This window comes from Pseudomonas sp. UC 17F4, assembly GCF_900101695.1.
Classification (GTDB): Bacteria; Pseudomonadota; Gammaproteobacteria; order Pseudomonadales; family Pseudomonadaceae; genus Aquipseudomonas.
Genome location: NZ_FNKV01000001.1, coordinates 4121081 through 4143949, shown reverse-complemented (window position 1 = coordinate 4143949; position 22869 = coordinate 4121081). Strand labels below are relative to the sequence as shown.

The following is a 22869-nucleotide window of genomic DNA, read 5'->3' as shown; positions in this document are numbered from 1 at the left end:
CTGAAAAAAAAGGTGGGGTCAGGCCAGCGAACTGCCCGGGCGAACCGGCGCCGCTTGCCCGGCGGCGATGCGCGCGGCCGCTTCGGCGTCTACCTGGTGCAGCGACTTGCCGCGGGTCTCGCGGGTCAGGCCAACAGCGACAATCGAGATCAGCGCAGCGCCAACCAGGTACCAGGCAATCGGCGTCGAGCTGTGGAACTCATTGAGCAAACTGATGGCGATCAGCGGCGCCAGGGATCCGGCGAAAATCGGCGCCACCTGGTAGCACAGCGACAGCGCGGTGTAGCGCACGTGGGTGGGGAACAGCTCGGCCATCAGCGCCGAGTAGGGCGCGTAGGTCATCGACTCGATGGCCAGGCCCAGGGTGATCGCGGCCATGATCAGCCAGTTGTTGCCGGTGTCCATCAGCGGGAAGCCGATGAAGCCCCAGAAGGCGGTGAGCACCGCGCCGGTCAGGTACACCGGCTTGCGCCCGACCAGATCGGACAGGTAGCCCATCAGCGGGATCATGAAAAAATGCAGCAGGTGCGCGCCGAACATCAGCAAGAGGATCTGCGAGGTGTCCTTGTGCACTACAAGCTTGAGGTAGGTGATCGAGAAGGTCACCACGGTGTAATAGAGGATGTTCTCGGCAAAGCGGGCGCCGATGCCTACCAGCACCGCGCGCCAGTGATGGCGCAACACCTCGACCACGCCCAGTTGCTGCTCGGCTTTCTGCGCCTGGCGCACCTGGGCCTCTTTGAAGATTGGTGCGTCGTCGACGCTGGTGCGGATCCAGTAACCGATCAGCACCACCACCGCCGAGAACCAGAACGCCACGCGCCAGCCCCAGGCCAGGAACTGTTCTTCCGAGAGGTTGCTCGACAACAGCAGCAAGGCCACCGTCGCCACCAGATTACCGGCCGGCACCCCGGCTTGCGGCCAACTGGCCCAGAAGCCGCGACGGTTGTCCGGGCAGTGCTCGGACACCAGCAAAATCGCGCCACCCCATTCGCCGCCGAAGGCAAAACCCTGGATCAGCCGCAGCAGCACCAGCAACACCGGCGCGGCATAACCGATAGTGTCGAAGCCCGGCAGGCAACCCATCAGGAAGGTGGTGATGCCGACCACCACCAGGCTCAGTTGCAGCAAGCGCTTGCGGCCGAATTTGTCACCGTAGTGACCGAATACCAAACCGCCCAGGGGGCGGGCGAGAAAGCCTACGGCATAGAGGGCGAAGGCGGCGATGATGCCGTCGACGGGGCTGTCGGTCTGGCGGAAGAACAACTGGCCGAAGACCAGTGCCGAGGCGGTGCCGTAAAGGAAGAATTCATACCATTCGGCGACGGTGCCGGCCATGGCCGCGGCGACGACCCGTTTCAAGCCCGAAGGGCTGGTTGCGCTGGAGGGGTGACTGGACATGCTGGCGTTTCCTGTATGGGCGCAAAACAGGCAGGCCGGTCTCCATGATGGAGCCGGCCCGGCAATCACTCAGAGGCCGACGTCCGGCAGTTGCGGACGGTTGGCCAGGGCCTTGGCCATGATCTGCTCGACGTAAAGCCGATCGCTTTCCGGCAGGGCCAGGCGCGGCGGACGGGTCAGGGCGCTGCCGCGACCGGCGATGGCTTCGCACAGCTTGATGCACTGCACAAGGTCGGCGCGGGCATCCAGGTGCAGGATCGGCATCAGCCATTCGTAGATCGGCATGGCCTCGGCGAAGCGCCCGGCCTTGGCCAGGCGGAAGATCGTCTCGCCCTCTTTGGGGAACACGTTGGACATGCCCGAGACCCAGCCCTGGGCGCCGACCGCGATGCTTTCCAGGACCACGTCGTCGAGGCCGGCGAACAGCACGAAGCGGTCGCCCACTTCATTGCGCACGTCGATGAAGCGGCGGGTGTCGCCGGAGGAGTCCTTGAAGCACACCACGTTGTCGCAGTCGGCCAGGGAAATCAGGATGTCCGGGGTGACGTCGTTTTTGTAGATCGGCGGGTTGTTGTAGACCATCAGCGGCACGTCGGTGTGCTTGGCCACGTAACGGTAGTGCTCGGCGGTCTCGAACGGCTTGGAGCCATAGACCAGCGCCGGCATCAGCATCACCCCGTCGACGCCGACCTGGCGCACCGCATTGGCCACCTTGGCGGCCTGCACGCTGGTGAACTCGGCCACGCCGCAGATCACTGGAACCCGGCCGCGCGAGGCATCGACGGCGACTTCGGTGACGGCGATTTTCTCCTCGGCGCTCAGCGAGGTGTTTTCGCCCACCGAGCCACACACCACCAGGCCCGAGACGCCGTCGCGGATCACGTTGGAAATCACCTCGTGGGTCTTTTCCAGGTTGATCGAGAAGTCATCGTTGAATTGAGTGGTGACCGCAGGGAAGACGCCGCTCCAGTTTACGTACTTGCTCATGGTGTTCTCCGGTTGTTTATTGTATTTCGTATACGATATTTGAAGTGTTTGAAGTGGACCAGTGTTTTTTCACTTCGTTTGCCGGTCGATTTTTAAGGGTGTTTGCAAATCAACGGCTTAGCGTTCAGGCGCCGGGCCAGGTGTCCGACAACCGGTAGCCTTGTGGCCAGGGGTCGCTGGGGTCGAGCAGCAATTGATGGGTGCCGGTGATCCAGGCGCGGCCGGAAATGCACGGGTAGATGGCCGGGCGGCCGGCGATTTCGGTCAGTGATTCGATGCGGCAGTCGAAGCGCGAGCCGATGATCGAGCGGCCAATGAACCGCTCGCCGACTTTCATCAGGCCTTTGGCCTGCAGTACCGCCATGCGCGCTGAACAGCCGGTGCCGCAGGGCGAGCGATCGATCTTGCCGGGGCGGATCACCACCGCGTTGGCGCCGCTGGCAACGCCGTCCTCATACTCGATGGGCGCGGCGATCTGGCAGAAGGAAATGTGCGCCCAGTCCGGATTCAGCGGGTGGCTGAAACCCAGTTGCTGGTTGGCGGCCTGGGTGATCTTCAGGCCGACCTCGACGATATCTTTGGCTTCGTCCGGGCGGATGGCAAAGCCCAGTTGCCGGGCATCGGCAATCACGAAGCTGTCGCCGCCGTAGGCCGTGTCGACCTGCAGCGAGCCCAGGCCTTCGACCTCGATCCAGGCGTCGAGGCGGTCGGCAAAGGACGGCACGTTCTTCACTTCCACCCGTTCGACCTTGCCGTCCCGGCATTGGGCGACCGCTTCGATCAGGCCGCCCGGGGCTTCGAGCACCAGGTGCGTCTCGGGCTCGGTCATCGGCAGGATGCCGCTGTCGAGCAGCACGGTCGACACGCACAGCGAGTTGGAGCCGGACATCGGCGGAGTGTCGGCCGGCTCCATGATGATCCAGGCCATTTGCGCCCGCGGGTCCTTGGGCGGCACCAGCAGGTTGACGTGGCGGAACACGCCGCCGCGTGGCTCGTTGAGGACGAAGTTGCGCAGGGTCTGGTCGCGGGCGATCCAGCGCGACTGCTCCCAGACCGTGGCGCCGGGGGGCGGGGCGACGCCGCCGACGATGACGTCGCCGACTTCACCTTCGGCGTGGCAGTTGACGATGTGGATGATTTTCGATGAGCGCATTCGCAGGACTCCTTGTGTTGTTAGGGAGGGCCTCATCGCGGGGCAAGCCCGCTCCCACAGGGATAGTGGTGTGGGAGCGGGCTTGACCCGCGATGCTTCTATTTCACTGACTTCAAGAACGCCGCCGTCTCCGGCTGTAACGGATTGCCGATCACCTGGTCGGGCGAGCCGATCTCGTGCACCAGGCCGTTACGGAAGAACGCCACGCGGTCCGACACATCGCGGGCAAAACGGATCTCATGGGTCACCAGCACCATGGTCATGCCGTCCTCGGCGAGCATGCGCATGGTGTCGAGCACCTCGCCGACCAGTTGCGGGTCGAGTGCCGAGGTGGCCTCGTCGAACAGCATGTAGTCCGGCGACATCGCCAGCGCCCGGGCAATCGCCATGCGTTGCTGCTGGCCGCCCGAGAGCTTGCCGGGGAAGGTCTTGAGCTTGTCGCCCAGGCCGACGTGGGTCAGCTGCTTGACGGCCAGCGCCTCGGCGTCGTGCTTGTCTTTGCCGAGCACTTTGCGCGGCGCGAGCATGACGTTTTCCAGCACGGTCAGGTGCGGGAAGGCGTTCCACTGCTGGAAGACGATGCCGATCTTCTGGCGCAGGCGGTTGAGGTCGGTGGCGCGGTGGTGGACCTCGACGCCGTCGACGCGGATGTTGCCTTTCTGGATCGGCTCCAGGCCGTTGATGCACATCAGCAAGGTCGACTTGCCCGAGCCCGAGCCGCCGATGATCGATACCACTTCGCCCTTGTTCACGGTCAGGCTTACGCCCTTGACCACTTCCAGGTCGCCGAAGGATTTGTGTACGTTCTCGATCTCAATCATTTTCCTGCCACCTTCTTTCCAGACGGGCGCCCAGGCGGGCAACCACCAGGCTCATGACGTAGTAGATGAGGCCTGCGATGCACAGCACCAGCAGGGGTTCCTGAATCCGCGTAACGATGGTCTGCGAAGCGCGCAGCAATTCGACGATGCCGATCCACATCACCAGCGCCGTGTCTTTCATCACCCCCAGGACCAGGTTCAGCCAGCCGGGAAACGCCACCCGGGTGGCCATTGGCAAGACGATCCAGCGCAGGTCCTGCAGGTAGCTCATGCCCAGTGAGCGGCTGGCCCGACGCACGCTCAGCGAAACCGCCAGCACGCCGCCGCGGACGATCTCGGTGAAGTACGCGGCGGTGTAGACGCCGAGCACGATGCAGCCGACGCTGAAGGCGCTGATGTCGAGGCCGACGATGCTCTTGAACGAGTTGAACAGCACGAACTGGATCAGCAGCGGCACGCTGCGAAACACATCCAGCACCCACGCCAGTGGCAGGCTCAGCCGTGGCCACAGGGCCCGGGTCAGGCCGAACAGCAAGCCGGCAAAGGTCCCCAGCAAAATCGCCCAGAAGGTCAGCTGCAAGGTGATGCGCGCCCCGTCGAGCAGGAACACAAAGTCGTTCCAGGTAAAACCGGTGGAAAACATGCCGAGCTCCTCAGTAACGGAACAGCCGCCAGGCCATCAACCGGGCCAGCGCGACGATCGCCTTGGCAATCAGGTAGTACAGCGCCGCCGCCAGGGCGAAGTATTCGAAGGTGCGGAAGGTCTTGACGTTGTAGTCCTGGGTCACGCCGGTGAGGTCGTTGTTCAGGCCGACGATCACCCCCAGCGAGGTCATCAGCACCGCCCAGACCATCTGGTTGGTCAGCGGGTAGAACACCACCCGCAGCAGCTGCGGGATGACGATCATCCGGTAGGTCTGGAAAGCGCTCATGCCCAGCGAACGCGCCGCGCGCACTTGCGTAGTCGGCACGGCCTTGAGGCCGCCGCGAAAGTTCTCCGCCAGGTACCCCGCGTTGTTGAAGGTGATGCCCGCCAGCAGGGCGATCCACGAGCTGACGTGCAAGCCCAGCGAGCCGAGGCCGAAGTACAGGATGTAGATCTGGAACAGCGACGGCGTGTTGCGCGCAATTGACACCCAGCCGTTGGCAAAACCGCGCAGCAGCGGTTGCTTGCCTTCGCGCATGACGGTCAGGGCCAGGGCGATCAGCACCCCGAAGATCATCGACAGGGCGGCGGTCTCGAAGGTCACCCAGGCGCCGGCGAGCATGTCGGGCAGCGCGCGCAACGCCGAGCGCCACTGGAAGGTGTAGTCAAAGTCAAACATGCGCGCGGCCCTCCTGGCTCTGGGCCGCTTGCAACCAGGCCGGCAAGCGACCGCTGGCCTGGCCGCTGCAGGCCGACGCGACGCACTCGGCGAGGCTGGCGAAATGCACCGGGCGGCCGGCCAGGCCCGGCCCGTAGTGGGCATATTTGCCCGAGTTGGTCATCAGCGTACGCGCCGTTGGCGGGATCACCGGCTCACCCAGCATGCACCAGCAGGTGTCGGTCACCAGGGTCACGCCGAAGCGCTCAAGCTCGGCGATGTACCCGGCGGCGCGGGCCTGTTCGAGCACTGTGCGACCGCAGGTGATGGCCACGACCACCTCCGGGTGTTTGTGCCGGCCCTGGCACAGCTGCGCAAGCGCGGCGAACTCGCTGAAGGAAAAATGCGGGTTGCCCAGCGACACCACATCCACCTGCGGCTCGCGGGCACTGTTGAGCGCGTGCCAGCTGTGCAGCAGGTCCGCCAGTTGGATGCGCTCGGTGGGCAGGTTGGCGCCCGGTTCGAGGACCTGCGCCGGCTCCAGCGCTTCGGGGGTGACCCCGGCGATATGAAACAGCGGCGCCGCCGAGGTAGTGGCAAAGGCGGCGCCGAACGCCTTGAGGTCGTCCAGGCTCGGCTGCGCCTGTTCCAGCCCGTAAATCAGCGGAATTCGCGAGCCGGCCAGGGCGCCGATATGGTAGCCGAGCAGCGGGTAGAAGCTGTCGTCCAGTGCCGCCAGCGCCGGCACCTGCACCAACAACTGCGCCTTGCGCTGGCTGTCCAGGTGACAGCCGATGCGCGGCGCGCGGCCGGTCAGGGCGATGCAGATATCCAGGTAGTCGGGGTACTTGAGGGTGCGCGCGCCGAGCACGCTGTTGGCGTAGACCACGGCGTTGGATTCGGCCCAGACGATCTGTTCGCCCTGACTCGGCGCGCTGTCGAGCAGGTACGGCGCGCAGGTGAAGCTCATCTGCGCACCCATGGCCATGTAAGCATCGCCCAGGGCGCTGGCCGGCTCGCCCAGCGCCGGGTCGATGCCCAGCTCGCGCCAGCGGCGCTGATCGACCGAGATGGCATTGAGGGTGGTCGGCACCCGCACCTTTGCGCCCCAGCGCACCAGCTGTTCGGCAAAGCCAAGGCTGGCGGGGCCGGTGTAGATGCAGCCGTCGATGTGCGCCTGGGTGACGTCCAGCAACTGCTCGGCGCCTTGCAGCTCGGCCATGCGCAAAACGATCTGCATGGCCATTTGCGCCGCCTTGCCGTGCGTGCCGTCGAGCAGCGCCTGGTCCTCGGCTTGCAGCTTCAGGCGGGTGCTGAAAGACTCGGCGCTGTGGTCATACGGCGCGGCTTGCCAGTGATCGGCTGGGGCCTGGGGATACAGGCTCAGGCAATCGCCTTCGACCCTTGCCCAGCCTGCACCGGGCAAACTGGCGAAGGCCTGCTTGCCGATGCACAGCACCGGCAGGGAGCGCTGGAACAGGGTCTGCGCGACCAGCACGCCGAGGGTCAGGATCTCGTCGGCCTCGGCCAGCACCAGTGCCGCCGGTGCGTGGCCGTTGCTGATCAGCTCCATCATCACGCTGCTGCCGGTGCACGAGCCGCGCCCGCTGGGGATCGCCAGCACACGCCCGGCGATGCACTGGCCACTCAGTGGATGATGACGGTCGATGACTTCGCCGCTGGCGGCGTCGACCCCGCCCCAGAAGCTCAGCCCGGTATCGGCGAACAGCAAGGGGCCCTGGGCCGCGCCCGCGACCAGGCTGCGCCCGGCCTGGGGGATCGGTGTGCTGGTCATGCTGCCCACCTCAGTAGTAGACCTGTGGCACGGTCAGGTCGGTCGGGGCGATTTCGGTGCCGACCCACTTGGTGAACAGCTCCTTGTAGCGCCCGGTGCGCACCTGCTGGTTGACGAACAGGTCGAGGTAGCGCAGCAGGCCATACTCGTTGCGCTTGGCGCCCAGCGACACGTAATCGATCACGTAAGGGGCATTGCCGGCGACCTTGAGGTTCTTGTACTTACCGGACTTGAGGGTGGCGGCGGCGACGGTGTTGGTGACCACGGTGGCGTCGATGTGCCCCTGGGCGACCGCCAGCAGGGTGTCGTTCTGCGACTGGTAGGCACGGAAGGTGCCGCTGCCCCAGCTCTTCACGTCTTTTTCCAGGGCAATGGCTTCATAGGTGCCGCTGGTGTTGCCCAGCGCCTTGCCCTTGAGGTCGTCGAAGCTGTTGATGCCGGTGTTGTCGCGGGTCAGCACGACCATCTGGAAGGCAAAGTAGGGCACGGTCAGGCCGACGGTCTTGGCCCGTTCGAGGGTGTCGGAGGTGGACGCGACGATCACGTCGGCACGGCCCGAAACCAGCGCCGGAATGCGGTCGGGAAAGGGCGTTTCGACCACTTCCGGCTCAACCCCGAGCACCTTGGCCAGGTCGCTGCAGTAGTCGACGTCGAAGCCGGCGGGCTTATTGCCCTCATCGCGAAAACCCATCGGTGGGAAGTCCAGGGTCACGGCGCAGCGCAGCTTGCCGGAGCCGATGATGTCATCGAGCTTGTCAGCCTGGGCGTTGGCGATAAAGGTGGTACTGAGAACAGCGCTGAGGGCTACGGCAAATGTGCGGTTTTTCATAGAGGCCTCGGGTTGGGAGCGTGCTGTTAAATATCGTATTGGTAATTTCGTATACGATATTTTCTAGTGCAATGGCCGTGCCTGTTTTGTCGCCGATGTAGGAATAATCTTTCGGCCCGTGGGCTAGGGCGCTCGAAGCAAACAAGGGCAGTTGGGGTGCTGCAGCAGGGGAGCGGGGCAGGTGTTACATATCGGAGCACTGCCTGTGCGCAGCGCCCGATAAAGGAACACTTAGCGCTGGCTGTCGCGGTACTGGCTCGGTGAAAGCCCGGTGAGGGCGCGAAACTGTCGGCTGAAGGCGCTGTGATCGGTGTAACCGCAGCGCAGGGCGATCTCGGTGATCGGCAGGTCGAGCTCCTGCAGCAGGCGCGAGGCTTCTTCTAGGCGCGCCTTGTGAATCATCTGTCGCGGCGTGAGCTGGAAGATGCGCTTGCAGTGGCGCTCCAGCTGCGCCACCGACAGCCCGGCGATGGCGGTCAGCTCTGCAAGGCTGATGGGGCGGGTGAAGTGGGCGCGGATATGTGCATCGACGGCAGCGAGCTTGTGGAACGCCGGGTGGTTGGACTGGGGCAGTTGCAGGTCGCGGGAAATGCCGGCGAGGCCGACGATAGTGCCCTCGGCGTCCTTGAGTGGCCGTTTGTGGGTCAGGCACCAGATCGGCTGGTTGCCGAAGTAAAGGTGCAGCTCAAGCTGGTCGGCCAGTTCCCGGCCACTGCTGAGCACGCGGCGGTCCTGCTCGGTGTAGAGCGGGCCGAAGCGGGCGGGGAATACATGCTCGGCGGTAAGCCCGAGCAAGTCTTCGCGGTGCTTGCGCCCGCAGCGCCGGGCCAGGGTCTGGTTGACGAAGGCGTAGCGCGCCTCGCAATCCTTGATGAAGAACACCACGTCGTTGAGGGTGTCGAGCAGCGGCGCAATCGGCTGCAGGCTGCTGAGCAGGGTCGGCAGGTCGCAGGGCGCGAAGTGGTTGAGCGTGGCGTGCATGGCGCTGACGTTCCGGGGGCGACCGTCGGGATCATAGAGCGCCCCCGGTGTTTACCTCAAGTGTCGCTCTCAAGGTGCAGCAGGGTGTCGATGCGCGCCGGGCTGAATGGCGGGCGCGGCGCCGAGGGCTGCCAGCCGAACAGGTGGGCGGTGGCCGCACCGCACACCCGGCCCTGGCAGGCGCCCATGCCGCAACGGCTGGCCAGCTTGGCCTGGCGCCAGTCGCTGTGCCCGGCGAGGGCGGCATAGGGCACGTCTTCGCAGCGGCACACCAGGGTGTCGGCGGTTGCCAGCGACTTCAGTGCGGGGTCGAGGGCGAAGGCCGTGTTCAATGCGCGGGCAAAGGCGTGCCAGCGCGCCCGGCGGCGCCACAGCCGCTGCGCCGCCTGGCGATTGCCGGTGGCGCTAAGACCGGCAATAGCGCCTTCAACCAGAGCGCGCTCGCTGCCACCGAAACCTGTGCATTCGCCTGCCGCGTAAACGCCGGGTTGTGAAGTCGCCTGCCAGGCATCGACGGCAAGCGCCTGTTGCTCCACGGCGCAGCCCAGGGCCTGGCCCAACTGGATGTTGGGGATCAGGCCGAAGCCGCAAGCCAGCCGATCGCAGGCAATTTCAACCACCTGGCCGTGCTGCTGCAGGCGCACGCCTTCGAGCCGGTCGGTGCCCAGCGCGGCCAGCACATGGCTGGCGCTGCGGTACTGGCGGTCGAACAGGCTAAACGATTGCAGCAGCTTGTGCGGCCAGCGCGGCAACTGTGCGGCAAAGCCGCTGACGGCCGCAAGCGAGGCCTGCTCGGCGATGCGCAGTACCCGCGCGCCATTGGCCTTGGCGGTGGCGGCGCTGGCCAGCAGCAAGGGGCCGCTGCCGGCGATGACGATACGCTCGTCGCGTACCGGCATCCCGCCCTTGATCAGCGCCTGCAAGCCACCGGCACCGGTCACCCCAGGCAGCGTCCAGCCAGGGAAGGGCAGCAGCAGTTCACGGGCGCCGGTACAGAGGACCAAGCGCTCGTAGTGGATTTGCCAGCCGCGCTCGGCGTTCTCCACCAGCAGGCTGTTGGGGCCGGCGTTGGCGATCACCCGCGTGCCGCTGTGCCAGTGCACATTGGCGCAGGCCAGCACCTGCTCGCGCAGCCGGCGCGCCTGCTTGGGCAGCTTGGCCTGTGGCCCGTCGCGCCAGATCTGCCCGCCCGGCAGCGGGTTGTCGTCGAGCAGCACGATGCGCGCGGCCCGCGGCGCGGCGGCCAGGGCCGCAGCCAGCCCGGCGGGGCCGGCGCCAATGATCAGCAAGTTGGTGTGTTCGTTCATGCGCGGGTCTCCACCTGCATGCCGTCACGGCACAGGGTCTGGCAGGCCAGGCGCCGGCGACCGTCGATCGTCACCCGGCACTCCTGGCAAACGCCCATGCCGCACAGCGGGGCGCGGCGCTGGCCGCTGACCGAAGTGCGCGAGCAGCCATCGCCGCCCAGGGCCAGAGCAGCAGCGACGCTGGTGCCGTCGGCCACGCGTAGCGGGCGGCCATCGAGGGTCAGGTCAGGCATGGGCGAGGGCTCCAAGAAAGCGATCTGGCAGGTAAGGGCTGGCCGCCAGCGGCGGCGTTTGGTCAAACAGCTGCGCGCTCAAGAGGTCGGCGGTCGCCGGCGCCGTGGTCACGCCCAGCCCTTCATGACCGACCGCCAGCCACAGGCCATCCTGCTGCGGATGGCGGCCCACCAGCGGCAGGCCGTCGGGGCTGGCGGCGCGAAAGCCGGTCCAGGCGCGGATGCCGTTCAGATTTGCCAGGTCCGGCATGTACTCGGTTGCGCGCTTGAGCATGCGCGCCAGCATCCAGCCTTCCACGGCCGGGTCAGTGGTGCCGAACTGGCGCGAGGCGCCGATGAACAGCTGGCCGGTCGGCCGTGGCTGGATATTGCAGGCAGTCGACGGCCCGCTGGCGTTGTGGGCGCTGGTCACGTAGCCCAGCTCCACCAGGGTATGGGTGACGGTACCGGGGTAGCGATCGGTGATCAGCAGGTGGCCTTTCTTCGGCTCGATCGGCAGCTCCGGGCACAGCTGCGTGGCCTGGATGCCGTTAGCCAGCACCACGGCCTCGGCGCTCAGCCACTGGCCGCTGTCGAGGCGCACACGGTTGCCCTCTACTGCGCTGACCCGCGCCCGACGCTGTTCGATCCCTGCTGTTTGCAGCATCCAGCCGGCAGTGGCCGGGGCATAGAGAATACCGTCGCCGTTGATCAGCAGACCGCCTTCGAGCCCCTCGCGCAGCGCCGGTTCGCGCTGGCGCAGGGCGTGCCCGGCGACCAATTCGCAGGCCACCCCTTGTGCTTGCAGGAGGTTGAATTTGTGTTCGGCCACGGCCATTTCTTCGGTGTTGGCCGCCAGCCACAGGGTGCCGTTGCTGCGATAGGCGCAGGCCTCGGGGAGTTGCGGGGCCAGTTCGCGCCAGCGTTGTAGCGAATACTGGCTGAGCGCAAGCTCTGCGGGATTGTCGTCGAGCACCAGCAAATGGCCCATGCCGGCGGCCGTGGCGCCGTGCAGCCCGGCATCGAGTACCAGTACTTGCAGCCCGCGCGCGGCCAGCGCCTGCGCGCAGGCGGCGCCGATGATTCCGGCGCCGATGACGATGACATCGGCCACGGCACCACGGCTCACGGGCGAATGCCCCAGGCGAACGGGTCGTCCTCCTCGATGATCAGCGTGGCTTCGGCGCTAATGTGCGCGCGGCCGCGAATGGTCGGGATGATGCGTTGGCCGTCGGCCTCGAACGAGCCCTCGAAGGTGCTGCCGATCACGCTGGCCTGACGCCAGGTCTGCCCGGGTTGCAGTTTGCCGTCGGCAGCCAGGCAGGCGAGCTTGGCGCTGGTGCCGGTGCCGCAGGGCGAGCGGTCGTAGGCTTTGCCGGGGCACAGCACGAAGTTGCGGCTGTCGGCGTCGGGGTCGTCGGCGAACAGCTCGATATGGTCAATCAGGCCGCTGTCTTCACCGCGAATGCCTTGCTCTTCCAGGGCCTGTTGCACGGCGTAGGTATAGGCCGTCAGCGCCTCGATGTTGTCACCGGCGACCTCCAGGCCGTGGTCGGCGATCAAAAAGAACCAGTTGCCGCCCCAGGCCACATCGCCCACTACCTTGCCGATGCCGGGCACCTCCAGCGCCAGGTCCTTGCGGTAGCGGTAGGCCGGCACGTTGCGCACGCTGACCGAGCGGTCCTCGTGCAGGGTCGCCTGCACGGTGCCGACCGGGGTTTCGATGCGGTGCACGCCCGGGCCGATCCTGCCCAGGTGCGCCAGCGACACCACCAGACCGATGGTGCCGTGGCCGCACATGCCCAGGTAACCGGTGTTGTTGAAGAAGATCACCCCGGCGCAGGCGCTGGGGTCCACCGGCTCGCACAGCAGCGCGCCGACCAGCACATCGCTGCCGCGCGGCTCCAGCATGCAGGCAGTGCGCCATTGATCGTGTGCCTCGGCAAGGCGTTGGCGGCGCTGGGCCATGCTGGCGTTGCCAAGGTCGGGGAAGCCGTCGATGACCAGGCGGGTCGGTTCGCCGCCGGTGTGGGAATCGATCACGGTAATGCGTTTCATGGAGGCCGCGTCCGTTCAGGGAAGTGAAGGACAGAGTGGCGTGTCATGCGGCGCGCAGGCTTGATGCCTTTATGTCGTGCCGATGACGAAATCGGCACAGTGGCGCAACCCACAGGTTTCTGTCACTTGCTCGGCGGCAGGTGCTCGAACAGGGTCTTGCAGACGCCGGCGATGTGTTCGTCGAGCAGCCTCACTGCCAGCTCGACATCCTTGGCCCGGCAGGCGTCGAGGATGTCGCGGTGTTCGTGGTCGGCGCGCTCCTTGCCTGCCGAGAGGCTCATCTGCATGCGCAGGTAGCGCTCCAGCTTGTCGTTCACCGAGCGGATCATGTTGACCAGGAACGGCCGCTGCGCCGGTTCATACAGGCAGGCGTGCAGTTCCCAGTTGAGTTCGGCCCAGCGGCCGACGTCGTTCTCGCCGACGAACTCCTGGCAGATGCGTTCGGCGCGGGCGAAGGTTTCCTCGGTCATGTTCGGGATGGCCAGGCGCAGGGCCTTGTCTTCGAGCAGCATGCGCACTTCGAACATCTGCGCCAGCTCTGGTTCGGACATGCGCGTAACCATCGCCCCGCGATTGCGCTGGAACATCACCAGGCCTTCGGCTTCCAGGCGCTTGAGCGCTTCACGCACCGGGATCTTGCTGACGTTGAACTGGCGGGCGATATCGTCCTGGCGGATTGGTTCGTCTTCGGCGAAGTGCCCGGCAATGATCGCATCGCGCAGGTGACGGGTGATGATTTCCGAAGTCGAGGGCGTGTTGCCCAGGTCCGGGGCGTTGAGGCGGGGTACGGTCACGGTGGCGTCGTCCGAAGTTATTTATGGATATGGTATACGAAACTCTCCATGCATGGCGCCAGACCTGCCCGCTGGCATGCTCAGCGGCCTAAGTGGGGTTCATTGAGGGCAATGGGCGCGGCGATGTCGCGCAGGTAGCTGCTGTCGTTGTGTTTCAAACGCAGGTAATCCAGCGAGACCTTGGCGGCGATGAGGCCAGCCCCCCAGGTTGGGTGGAGGCTGGCCTGACCAGGTATCAGCGCTTACTTGCGCGCTTCAAGGATCAAATTGAACGGCGTCTCGGTCGCCCGGCGAAAGTGCTTGAACCCGGCTTCCTCGAACACCGCGCGCAGCCGCGCCTCGCCCGCCTGGGCGCCGAGCCCCAGGCCAACTTCCTGCGACAACGAGTTCGGCGTGCAGATAAAGGTCGAAGCGGCATAGAACAAGCGCCCGACCGGGGTGCTGTTTTCATCCAGGGTGTCGTTGGCATAGGGCTCGACCAGCAGCACCGTGCCATCGGCTTTGAGCGACTCATAGGCATGCCGGGCGGCGCCGACCGGGTCGCCCATGTCGTGCAGGCAGTCGAAATAGCAGATCAGATCGTAATCGGTGCCGGGGAAGTTCTTGGCGCTGGCCTGGAAGAACTGCGTGCGCTCGGCCACACCGCCTTCGGCGGCACGTTGGCTGGCGATAGCGATCGACGGGCCGTGGTAGTCAAAGCCGCTGAAGCGCGAGGCCGGGAAGGCCTGGGCCATGATCACCGTCGAGGCGCCGTGACCGCAGCCGATATCGGCGACCTTGGCCCCGGCCTGCAGCTTGTCGACCACCCCGCTCAGGCTCGGCAGCCATTCGGCCACCAGGTGGGCGCGGTAGCCGGGGCGGAAGAAACGTTCGGTGCCGCTGAACATGCACGGATGGTGATCACCCCAGGCCAGGGCGCCATCGCCGCGCATGGCGGCGACCAGTTTGTCCTTGTCGTGGAACAGCGCGGCGATCACCGAGGCGCCGCCGGCGACATACACCGGCGAGTCTTCGATGGCCAGGGCCATGGCCTGTTCTTCGGGCAGGCGAAAGCGTCCGTCGCTGTGCTCCATATAGCCGGACGCGGCCTGGGCGCTCAGCCATTCGCGCAGCAGGCGGGGATTGCAGCCGGTCTTGTCGGCCAGTTGTTCGGGGGAGATGAATTGGCTGTCGGCCATGGCCCGGTACAAACCGAGTTCATCGCCGAGGATCAGGTTGGCAAGCATGGCCGCGGCACCCATGTCGGTGACCAGCTTGCCCATGAAGTCATTGAGTCTGGCTTCGTCCATTGCGTGTTCTCCTGCAAGAAGTCCAACGTCAACGGGGCTGCCGGCGGGCCGGCAACCTCGGGCCAATGTGTTGCGGGGGCAACCTTTAAGTCTAGTTCGCTTCGAAGAACGCCAGCAGTTGGGCGCTGAACGCTTCGTCCGCCTCTTCCATGACAAAGTGCCCACAGTCGGCGATGACGCTGCCGCGCAGGTTGTCGGCATGGGCCTGCAGGGTCTGCAACGGCACCTCGCCGGTAGCATGCTCGGCGCCGATGGCCAGCACTGGCATGCCCAGGCGTTTGCCGGCGCGCTGGCGGTTCTGGGCGATGGTCTGGCTGATCGAACGGTAGTAGGCCAGGCCGCCGCTCAAGCCGCCGGGCTTGCTGTAGGCCCTGATGTAAGTGTCGACGGCCACGCGGTCGACATGGTGCGCCCAACGCTCGTACATAAAGGTCAGGTAGCGGTCCTCGCGGCCGGTGATCAGGGCTTCGGGCAGATCCTGCAACTGGTTGAAGAGAAAGTGCCAGATAAAGATGTTCTGCTCGGCGCTGACAAAGATCGGCGGCGCTTCGGCCAGGCCCGGGATCACCGCTTCGCTGAGCACCAGCTGGCTGACCGCCTCGGGGTAATCGCTGGCCAGCGCGTAGCCGACCCACATGCCCACATCATGCCCGGCCAGCCGGTAGCGCTGATGGCCGAGCTGGCCCATGGCGCGGTGCAGCAGGGCGGCGATGGTGCCGGTGTCATGGCCTTCGCTGGCCGGGTCGGACAGCCCGGTGCCCGGCAGGTCGACGGCAATCGCCTGGTAACCCTGGCGAGCCAGGGCGCGCATGACATGCCGCCAGGCGTACCAGGTCTGCGGCCAGCCGGGGATCAGCAGCACCGGCTGGCCGCTGCCCAGTTGCACGCAATGCAGGCGGCGGCCGGGTTCGAGGATCAGGTAGCGGTGTTCAAAGTCGGCTTCGGGGGTGATGGACATCGGTTGCACTCCAGGTGAAAGAGGGGGATTCAAGCCAGGCCCAGCAGGGTCCGGATCTGTTGCGGGTCGACCGGCGCGCCGGCGAAGTCGTCGAAGGTGCGAGTGGTGACCTGGATGATGTGCTCACGGATGAACGCCGCGCCTTCGCGGGCGCCGTCTTCCTGGTCCTTGAGGCAGCATTCCCATTCCAGGGTGGCCCAGCCGGGGAAGTCGTATTGCGCAAGCTTGGAGAAGATCGCCTTGAAATCGACCTGGCCGTCGCCCAGGGATCGGAAGCGCCCGGCGCGCTCGGTCCAGTCGCAGTAACCGCCGTAGATGCCCTGGCGACCGGTTGGGTTGAACTCGGCATCCTTGACGTGAAACATGCGGATGCGCGTGTGGTAAATGTCCAGGTAGTCGAGGTAGTTCAGTTGCTGCAGGACGAAGTGGCTGGGGTCGAACAGCAGGTTGCAGCGCGGGTGGTTATCCACCAGGTCGAGGAAGCGCTCGAAGCTGCTGCCGTCGTGCAGGTCTTCGCTGGGGTGAATCTCATAGCAGAGGTTGATGCCGTGGTCTTCGCAGGCATCGAGGATGGGCCGCCAGCGCCGCGCCAGCTCTTCGAAAGCCGCCTCGATCAGGCCCGCCGGGCGCTGCGGAAACGGGAACAGGTAAGGCCAGGCCAGCGAGCCTGAGAAAGTCCCCATGTCGGTCAGGCCCAGGCGTTGCGAGGCCTTGATTGCCAGCTGCAGTTGTTCCAGCGCCCAGGCTGTGCGTGCCTGGGGTTTGCCGTGCAGCTGCGGTGGGGCGAAGTTGTCGCACAGGGCGTCGTAGGCCGGGTGAACCGCTACCAACTGGCCGAGCAGATGGGTGCTCAGCTCGCTGACCTCAAGGCCGTGTTCGGCAAGCATGCCGCGCAGCTCATCACAATAAGTCTGGCTTTGTGCGGCCAGTTCCAGGTCGAACAGGCGCCGGTCCCAGGCCGGCACCTGCAAGGCCTTGAAACCATGGCCGGCAGCCCAGCGGGCGATCTCGGGCAGGCTGTTGAAAGGGGCTTGTTCGGCACTGAACTGGGCCAGGTGCAGGCTAGGACCTTTGAGGGTACGCATGATGACTTCCTATTGTTTGTCGATCGACAAACAATAGGGCGACAACGCGCTTGCGTCAACTGTCTTGCAGGGTAGAATCCGCCCCATCTGATTTGATGGACACACAACCCATGGCCGGACGTCCCCGGGAATTCGATCGCGACCAGGCCCTGCACAAGGCCCTGGCGACCTTCTGGCAATACGGTTACGAAGGCACGTCAATGGCCTTGCTGGTCAGTGCCCTGGGCATTGCCTCGGCACGCATCTACGCCGCCTTCGGCAGCAAGGAGCAGCTGTTTCGCGAGGTGGTGGCGCTGTACCTGGCCGAGCAGGGCGGCTTTGCCGAGCGGGTCATCAACCGTGAGCTGGCGGTGGGCCAGGCCGTGGAGCAGATCCTCCTCGAGGCCATTGCCACCTACACCGCAGCGGACGGCCCGCGCGGTTGCCTGGCGGTGTCATCGACCGCCAGCGGCGGCCCGGATATCAGCGGCGTACTGGACTGGATGAGCGAGCTGCGCCGCCAGCGTACCCAGTCGATCATCGACCTGCTGCAGCAGGCCCATGGCCGTGGCGAGCTCAAGGCCGAGGCCGACCCGCAGGCGCTGGGCGACCTGTTTGCCACCTTGCTGCACGGTATTGCCATCCAGGCCCGCGACGGCATTGCCACGGCGCGCCTGCAGGCGATGATCAAACCGGCGTTGTGCGCTTTGCACGCCGCCCTGGCCTGATCAGCGCGCCTGGCCCGAGGCCCGCTCGCGCAGGGCCTTGCTGACCTTTGCCTGGATCTCGTAGGCCGGCGCTTCGACGGCGTCGAAGTCGCGCGAGTAGCGCCGGGCGAATGCTTCCACGCCCCATTGCTGGTATTGCTGCACGTGGTGCAGTTCGTGGGCCCAGAGGGCGACGTTGTTTTCGGCGTCGGCCTGGTTGCGAAAAACGATGATGTCGATCAGGGTCACGGCGTTGACGTCGGGGTTCTGCAGCAGGGCGTTGGCGCTGTCCAGGGCTTGTTGGTCGCCGACCTTGTAGCGCGCCGCGTCGAGCACCTGGAAGTCATAATAGGATTCGAGCTGGGCGCGGATGTGCAGGGGGATCGGCAGCAGCGTGCCGGCCGCAGCGGTGTTGCGCGCCTGCTGCAAGGCCAGGGCCAGGGAGCTGCTGGCCACCCGGCCGAGGTCGTCGAGCACGGTGCCGGCCTGGCCGGGGTCGATGGGCGAACAGATGCAACTGCCCAGGCAGATTTCGTACTGGCCGGCCGGGCAGGCGGCGAGGGCGGTGAGCGGGGCGCTCAGGGCAAGGCTGAGCAGCAACGACTCAAGGCGCTTCATGCAGGGCCCCGGCAATGAAATCGCGGGAGGCCTTGAGCACCTCTTCCTGAATCGGCTCGCTGGCGAGCATGCGTGCAAGCACCAGCGCGCCCACGCACTGGCTGATCAGCGCCCAGGCCAGCGCCGGGTCTTCGAGGGTTTGCGCCCATGCTTGCTGGAGCTGGCACAGCCAGTGTTCGGCTTCCGCGCGCACCGGCTGCTCGGCGCGGGCGATTTCCGCGCCCAAGGTCGGGATCGCGCAGCCGCCTTCGACATTGTGCAGGTGGGCCATGCTCAGGTACTGCTCCAGGCAGCGCTCGAGCCGCGCGCGGTTCATCGCCTGCTGGGCGATGGGGCTGTGCGACAGCTCGCGGCGCACCACCTCGGTGAACAGCTCGTCCTTGGACGGGAAGTGGTTGTAGAAGGCGCCGCCGGTCAGGCCGATGGCCTTCATCAGCCCGGCCACGCCAGTGGCTGCAAAGCCGCCGCGCTTGGCCAGGGCGCCGCTGCTTTGCAGCAGTTTCTGCCGGGTCTGTTCTTTGTGAGTGGTGGAATAGCGCACGCCGGTAGGCTCCACAGGGCTGGCTTGACGAAGCCTGAATCATAGCATAGCGTTCGTTTACTAAATGATCGTTTACCAATGGAGGCGAGACATGACCCAAGGCAAGAAAGTGGTACTGGTGGTAGGGGCCGGTGATGCAACCGGCGGCGCGATTGCCCGGCGTTTTGCCCGCGAGGGTTATGTCGCCTGCGTGACCCGGCGCAGCGCCGACAAGCTGCAGCCGCTGGTGGACGAGATCCGCGCCGCCGGTGGCGAGGCCTACGGTTTTGCCTCGGATGCGCGCAAGGAAGAAGAGGTGGCGGCGCTGGTCGAAGAGATCGAAAGCAGCGTCGGTCCGATCGAAGCCTTTGTCTTCAACATCGGCGCCAACGTGCCCTGCAGCATTCTCGAAGAGACCGCGCGCAAGTACTTCAAGATCTGGGAAATGGCCTGTTTCGCAGGCTTTCTCAGCGGCCAGGCGGTGGCACGGCGCATGGTTACCCGCGAGCGTGGGACTATCCTGTTTACCGGTGCCACTGCAGGCTTGCGCGGCGCTGCCGGGTTTGCCGCGTTTGCCGGCGCCAAGCACGGCATTCGCGCCCTGGCCCAGAGCATGGCCCGCGAACTTGGGCCGCGCAATATTCATGTCGCCCATGTGGTGGTGGACGGTGCCATCGATACCGCGTTCATCCGCGACAGCTTCCCCGAGCGCTATGCGCTCAAGGACCAGGACGGCATTCTCGACCCGCAACATATCGCCGACAGCTACTGGTTTCTGCACAGCCAGCCGCGCGACGCCTGGACCTTCGAGCTTGACCTGCGGCCGTGGATGGAGCGCTGGTAAGCCTTTGACAATAGCCTGCGCAACAACAAAAAAGGACCTGCTGCAGATGAGCAAAACCGTAGAATTCTTCTTTGACCTGGGCAGCCCGGCCAGCTACCTGGCCTGGACCCAGTTGCCGAAACTCTGCGCCGAGCACGATGCGCAACTGGTGTACCGGCCGATGTTGCTGGGCGGGGTATTCCAGGCCACCGGCAACGCCTCGCCGGCGATGGTGCCGGCCAAGGCCCGGCATGTGTTCGTTGATTTTCAGCGCTACGCCAAACGCTACGGCGTGACCCTGGCCTTGCCGCCGGGCTTCCCGATCAACACCCTGGGCCTGATGCGCGGCACGGTGGCCGTGCAGCGCTGCCAGCCAGAGCGTTTCGAGGCCTACCTGAACGCGATGTTCACGGCCCTGTGGGTGCGCCAGCGCAATCTTGCCGACCCGCAGGTGCTGGCGGCAGTGCTGCAGGAGGCCGGTTTCGACCCCGAGCAATACCAGGCCTGGAGCGCCGAGCCCGAGGTCAAGGCCGCACTCAAGGACGCTACCGAGGAAGCGGTGCGCCGTGGCGTGTTCGGTGCGCCAAGCTGCTTTGTCGGCGAGCAGATGTTCTTCGGCCAGGACCGCCTGGAGTTCGTCGTCGAAGCGCTGGCCGAGCAGGACAGTCAAGTGTAGCGGCATTATTTTCACTAACTGTATGGTCGAGGCGGATCAGGACTCCGTTAGTGTCAGGGCAGCCCAATAAAAATACTGGATGCCTGCCATGCTCGGCTCACTGGACCTGATCACTGCCTTCGTGCTGTTCGCCTTTGTCTCCTCGATCACCCCGGGGCCCAACAACACCATGTTGCTGGCCTCCGGGGTGAACTTCGGCGTGCGCCGTTCGATTCCTCACGCGCTGGGCATCAGTGTCGGCTTCATGGTCATGGTATTGGCGGTGGGTTTTGGCCTGGGCGAGGTGTTCAAAGCCTACCCGCCGATCTATACCGTGCTGCGCTACGTGGGCGCCGCCTACCTGTTGTACCTGGCCTACAAGATTGCCACCTCCGGGCCGCTGTCGGTCAGCGACTCGTCGAGCCGCAAGCCCCTGGGCTTCTGGGGCGCGGCAGCCTTTCAGTGGGTCAACCCGAAAGCCTGGGTGATGGCCGTGGGCGCGATCACCACCTACACCCCGGCCCAGGGCTACGTCACCAACGTCATCGTCATTGCCGCGGTGTTCGCCCTGGTCAACCTGCCCAGTGTCTGCGTCTGGGTGATGTTCGGCAGCGCCTTGCGCACGGTGTTGCAGAACCCGCGCTGGCTGATGCTGTTCAATCTGCTGATGGCGGCGCTGCTGGTGATATCCCTGTACCCCCTGCTGTTTGTAGAATCGGGTTTTTCCTGACGTGAGTGCGCTGGCACATGCAGTTGATTCCCTGGTTCCATGACACAAGTGCTGGCTTCACCCTGCGCGGCTGGCGCTCCCCAGCCAGGGGCAAGCCGCTGCTGCATTTCTTGCACGGCAACGGCTTTTGTTGCCTGGCCTACCAGCCGTTGCTGGCGCGCCTGGCCGAGCAGTTCGACCTGTGGCTGTGCGACGTCCAGGGCCATGGCGACAGCGACCATGGCGGCCCGTTCGCCGGCTGGAACCGCACTGCCGAGCTTGCCATCGAAGCCTTCGAGGCCGGCCGTGGCGAGTACGGCGATGTACCACGCTTTGCCGTCGGCCACAGTTTTGGCGGGGTGCTCACCGGCCTGATGCTGGCGCAACAGCCGCAGCTGTTCCAGCGTGCGGTGCTGCTTGACCCGGTGCTGTTCACCCGGGCGATGATGGGCATCATGGGCGCGGCGGCGCTGGTCGGCCTGCACCGTCGCCATGCTCTGGCGCGCAAGGCTGCCACCCGTCGCAGCCACTGGCCTGACCGCACGGCGGCGCGGGCATCGCTGGAAGGGCGGGGGATCTTCAAGGGCTGGAGCGAGCCGGCGTTGCAGTCCTATATCGAACACGCCATTGGCGATTGCGGCGAAGGCGTGGTGCTCAAGTGCCGCCCTAGCCGTGAAGTGGAAATCTTCAGCTCCTTCCCCCGGCGCATGTGGGCGTCGCTGGCTCAGGTCAGTACCCCGAGCCTGGTGCTGTATGGCCAAACCACCTATCCCTTCGTGCCGCAGTCGGTGCAGCGCTGGGCCTTGGGCAATCCTCAGGTCAGCGCCAGCCAGGTGGCGGGTGGGCACTGCTTCATGCAGGAAGATCCGGCGGCGTGCAGCGAGCGGGTCGCGGCGTTTTTGCTGGAACAGTAATCAAGCCGCAGGTTCAGGCAATATCACTGGCCTCGAACTCCGCCGCCAGAAAGTCCAGCAGGCTGCGCACCGACGGCAGCAAGCCGCGCCGCGAGGCGAACACCGCGTGCACCACGCCGCACTCCGGTGCCCAGTTCGGCGTGGCTTGCAGCAGGCGGCCGGCGTCGAGTTCTTCGCGGATCACCACCAGCGGCAAGTGCACCACGCCGACACCCGCCACCGCCGCCTGGCGCAGTACCACCAGGTCGTCGGTGACCAGCCGCGGGCTGTGTCGCAGGCTGGCGCGGACGCCGTCGGGACCGAGCAGGTGCCAGTGGTAATCGCGTTGCGGGTAGCCCCAGTGCAGGCTCGGCAGGGCGCTCAGGTCGGCGGGCACCGGGCGCGGGGGCAGGCGTTCGAGCAAGGCGGGCGCCGCCACCAGGTACTGGGTGCTGCGCGCCAGTACCTTCATCACCAGGTCGCTGCTTTCCAAAGGCGGTACGCGCACGCGCAAGGCAATGTCGATGCCTTCCTGGATCAGGTCGACCTGGCGATTGGTGCTTTCGATATGCAACTGCACCAGCGGGCACTGGACCATGAAGCGGGTGAGCATGGCCCCCACCCAGAAATCCAGCAACGCCGTCGGGCAACTCAGGCGCACGATGCCCTGGGGCTCGGCGCGGTTGCGCTCGATCAGCTCGGCGGCGCCTTCGGCCTCCACCAGCATGGCCACACAGTGGCGGTAGTAAGCCTGGCCGATTTCAGTCACCGAAAAATGCCGGGTCGAACGCTGGATCAGGCGCACCCCCAGGCGTTCTTCCAGCCCGGCAATACGCCGGCTGAGCTTGGACTTGGGCATGTCTAGGGCGCGGCCGGCCGGGGCAAAGCCGCCGTGATCGACAACCTGGGCAAAGTAATAAAGGTCGTTGAGGTCTTCCACCAGTGTTCTCCATATGGAACGCTGAAGGCAGTTTAACCGATCTACCGCCGA

Annotated in this window: 25 protein-coding genes; 5 read left to right on the top strand and 20 right to left on the bottom strand. The window is 65.6% G+C overall.

Annotated features, from left to right (window positions below; all coding sequences use genetic code 11):
- Window positions 1-18 precede the first annotated feature (18 nt).
- The 17 genes from abaF to BLR26_RS18650 form a co-directional block, all read right to left on the bottom strand.
- Complete coding sequence (abaF, locus tag BLR26_RS18730; protein WP_093383906.1) at window positions 19-1401, bottom strand: fosfomycin efflux MFS transporter AbaF; 1383 nt, start codon at window positions 1399-1401, stop codon at window positions 19-21.
- Between the two features lie 69 nt (window positions 1402-1470).
- A complete protein-coding gene (locus BLR26_RS18725; RefSeq protein ID WP_093383901.1) occupies window positions 1471-2388 on the bottom strand; it encodes a dihydrodipicolinate synthase family protein in 918 nt (305 codons plus the stop codon).
- Window positions 2389-2512: 124 nt separating this feature from the next.
- Window positions 2513-3541: a trans-3-hydroxy-L-proline dehydratase gene (locus tag BLR26_RS18720; protein WP_045196745.1), complete on the bottom strand. Its 1029-nt coding sequence runs from the start codon at window positions 3539-3541 to the stop codon at window positions 2513-2515.
- 98 nt (window positions 3542-3639) lie between these two features.
- Window positions 3640-4362: an amino acid ABC transporter ATP-binding protein gene (locus BLR26_RS18715; protein WP_038995715.1), complete on the bottom strand. Its 723-nt coding sequence runs from the start codon at window positions 4360-4362 to the stop codon at window positions 3640-3642.
- On the bottom strand, window positions 4355-5005 hold the full coding sequence (locus BLR26_RS18710) for an amino acid ABC transporter permease (RefSeq protein ID WP_093383896.1): 651 nt from the start codon (window positions 5003-5005) through the stop codon (window positions 4355-4357). Before BLR26_RS18710 ends, BLR26_RS18715 begins: the two co-directional genes overlap by 8 nt.
- A 10-nt stretch (window positions 5006-5015) precedes the next feature.
- Window positions 5016-5687 (bottom strand): amino acid ABC transporter permease, encoded by a 672-nt coding sequence (locus BLR26_RS18705; RefSeq protein ID WP_045196750.1) that lies wholly within the window; start codon window positions 5685-5687, stop codon window positions 5016-5018.
- Window positions 5680-7461 (bottom strand): cis-3-hydroxy-L-proline dehydratase, encoded by a 1782-nt coding sequence (locus tag BLR26_RS18700; protein ID WP_093383891.1) that lies wholly within the window; start codon window positions 7459-7461, stop codon window positions 5680-5682. The genes BLR26_RS18705 and BLR26_RS18700 overlap by 8 nt, the downstream gene beginning before the upstream one ends.
- A 10-nt stretch (window positions 7462-7471) precedes the next feature.
- Window positions 7472-8290, bottom strand: a complete 819-nt coding sequence (locus BLR26_RS18695; protein ID WP_045196753.1) for an ABC transporter substrate-binding protein — start codon at window positions 8288-8290, stop codon at window positions 7472-7474.
- Between the two features lie 231 nt (window positions 8291-8521).
- Window positions 8522-9271 (bottom strand): AraC family transcriptional regulator, encoded by a 750-nt coding sequence (locus BLR26_RS18690; RefSeq protein ID WP_093383887.1) that lies wholly within the window; start codon window positions 9269-9271, stop codon window positions 8522-8524.
- A gap of 56 nt (window positions 9272-9327) precedes the next feature.
- Window positions 9328-10578 carry an NAD(P)/FAD-dependent oxidoreductase gene (locus tag BLR26_RS18685; protein WP_093383882.1) on the bottom strand — a complete coding sequence of 417 codons (1251 nt, stop codon included), beginning with the start codon at window positions 10576-10578 and terminating at the stop codon, window positions 9328-9330.
- A complete protein-coding gene (locus BLR26_RS18680) occupies window positions 10575-10811 on the bottom strand; it encodes a (2Fe-2S)-binding protein (RefSeq protein ID WP_045196758.1) in 237 nt (78 codons plus the stop codon). The genes BLR26_RS18685 and BLR26_RS18680 overlap by 4 nt, the downstream gene beginning before the upstream one ends.
- Window positions 10804-11919: an NAD(P)/FAD-dependent oxidoreductase gene (locus BLR26_RS18675; RefSeq protein WP_093383877.1), complete on the bottom strand. Its 1116-nt coding sequence runs from the start codon at window positions 11917-11919 to the stop codon at window positions 10804-10806. The genes BLR26_RS18680 and BLR26_RS18675 overlap by 8 nt, the downstream gene beginning before the upstream one ends.
- Window positions 11916-12848 carry a 4-hydroxyproline epimerase gene (locus BLR26_RS18670; protein ID WP_093383873.1) on the bottom strand — a complete coding sequence of 311 codons (933 nt, stop codon included), beginning with the start codon at window positions 12846-12848 and terminating at the stop codon, window positions 11916-11918. Before BLR26_RS18670 ends, BLR26_RS18675 begins: the two co-directional genes overlap by 4 nt.
- A gap of 122 nt (window positions 12849-12970) precedes the next feature.
- The gene (locus BLR26_RS18665; RefSeq protein WP_045196763.1) at window positions 12971-13642 is read right to left on the bottom strand and encodes a GntR family transcriptional regulator; all 672 of its coding nucleotides are present in this window, start codon (window positions 13640-13642) and stop codon (window positions 12971-12973) included.
- 242 nt (window positions 13643-13884) lie between these two features.
- The gene (locus BLR26_RS18660) at window positions 13885-14931 is read right to left on the bottom strand and encodes a class I SAM-dependent methyltransferase (RefSeq protein ID WP_093383870.1); all 1047 of its coding nucleotides are present in this window, start codon (window positions 14929-14931) and stop codon (window positions 13885-13887) included.
- Window positions 14932-15022: 91 nt separating this feature from the next.
- Window positions 15023-15889: an alpha/beta fold hydrolase gene (locus BLR26_RS18655; protein WP_045196767.1), complete on the bottom strand. Its 867-nt coding sequence runs from the start codon at window positions 15887-15889 to the stop codon at window positions 15023-15025.
- A 29-nt stretch (window positions 15890-15918) separates the two neighbouring features.
- Entirely contained in the window at window positions 15919-16974 is a 1056-nt protein-coding gene (locus tag BLR26_RS18650) for a sugar phosphate isomerase/epimerase family protein (protein WP_093383865.1), read from the bottom strand.
- Window positions 16975-17084: 110 nt separating this feature from the next.
- Here BLR26_RS18650 and BLR26_RS18645 point away from each other — a divergent pair, with 110 nt between their 5' ends.
- Entirely contained in the window at window positions 17085-17681 is a 597-nt protein-coding gene (locus BLR26_RS18645; RefSeq protein WP_045196771.1) for a TetR/AcrR family transcriptional regulator, read from the top strand.
- Here BLR26_RS18645 and BLR26_RS18640 read toward each other — a convergent pair whose 3' ends face one another.
- Entirely contained in the window at window positions 17682-18278 is a 597-nt protein-coding gene (locus tag BLR26_RS18640) for an eCIS core domain-containing protein (RefSeq protein ID WP_093383860.1), read from the bottom strand. It abuts the gene before it with no gap.
- On the bottom strand, window positions 18265-18819 hold the full coding sequence (locus tag BLR26_RS18635; protein WP_093383857.1) for a TetR/AcrR family transcriptional regulator: 555 nt from the start codon (window positions 18817-18819) through the stop codon (window positions 18265-18267). Before BLR26_RS18635 ends, BLR26_RS18640 begins: the two co-directional genes overlap by 14 nt.
- Before the next feature lie 91 nt (window positions 18820-18910).
- Between BLR26_RS18635 and BLR26_RS18630 the strand changes: the two genes are divergently transcribed.
- From BLR26_RS18630 to BLR26_RS18615, 4 genes are all read left to right on the top strand, one after another.
- Complete coding sequence (locus BLR26_RS18630; protein WP_045196777.1) at window positions 18911-19642, top strand: SDR family oxidoreductase; 732 nt, start codon at window positions 18911-18913, stop codon at window positions 19640-19642.
- Window positions 19643-19688: 46 nt separating this feature from the next.
- Window positions 19689-20297: a 2-hydroxychromene-2-carboxylate isomerase gene (locus tag BLR26_RS18625; RefSeq protein WP_093383853.1), complete on the top strand. Its 609-nt coding sequence runs from the start codon at window positions 19689-19691 to the stop codon at window positions 20295-20297.
- A 79-nt stretch (window positions 20298-20376) separates the two neighbouring features.
- Window positions 20377-21006: a LysE family translocator gene (locus BLR26_RS18620; protein WP_176794269.1), complete on the top strand. Its 630-nt coding sequence runs from the start codon at window positions 20377-20379 to the stop codon at window positions 21004-21006.
- Window positions 21007-21023: 17 nt separating this feature from the next.
- Window positions 21024-21899 carry an alpha/beta fold hydrolase gene (locus BLR26_RS18615; RefSeq protein WP_093383845.1) on the top strand — a complete coding sequence of 292 codons (876 nt, stop codon included), beginning with the start codon at window positions 21024-21026 and terminating at the stop codon, window positions 21897-21899.
- Between the two features lie 13 nt (window positions 21900-21912).
- Here BLR26_RS18615 and BLR26_RS18610 read toward each other — a convergent pair whose 3' ends face one another.
- Window positions 21913-22821, bottom strand: a complete 909-nt coding sequence (locus tag BLR26_RS18610) for a LysR family transcriptional regulator (protein WP_045196855.1) — start codon at window positions 22819-22821, stop codon at window positions 21913-21915.
- Window positions 22822-22869: the final 48 nt, after the last annotated feature.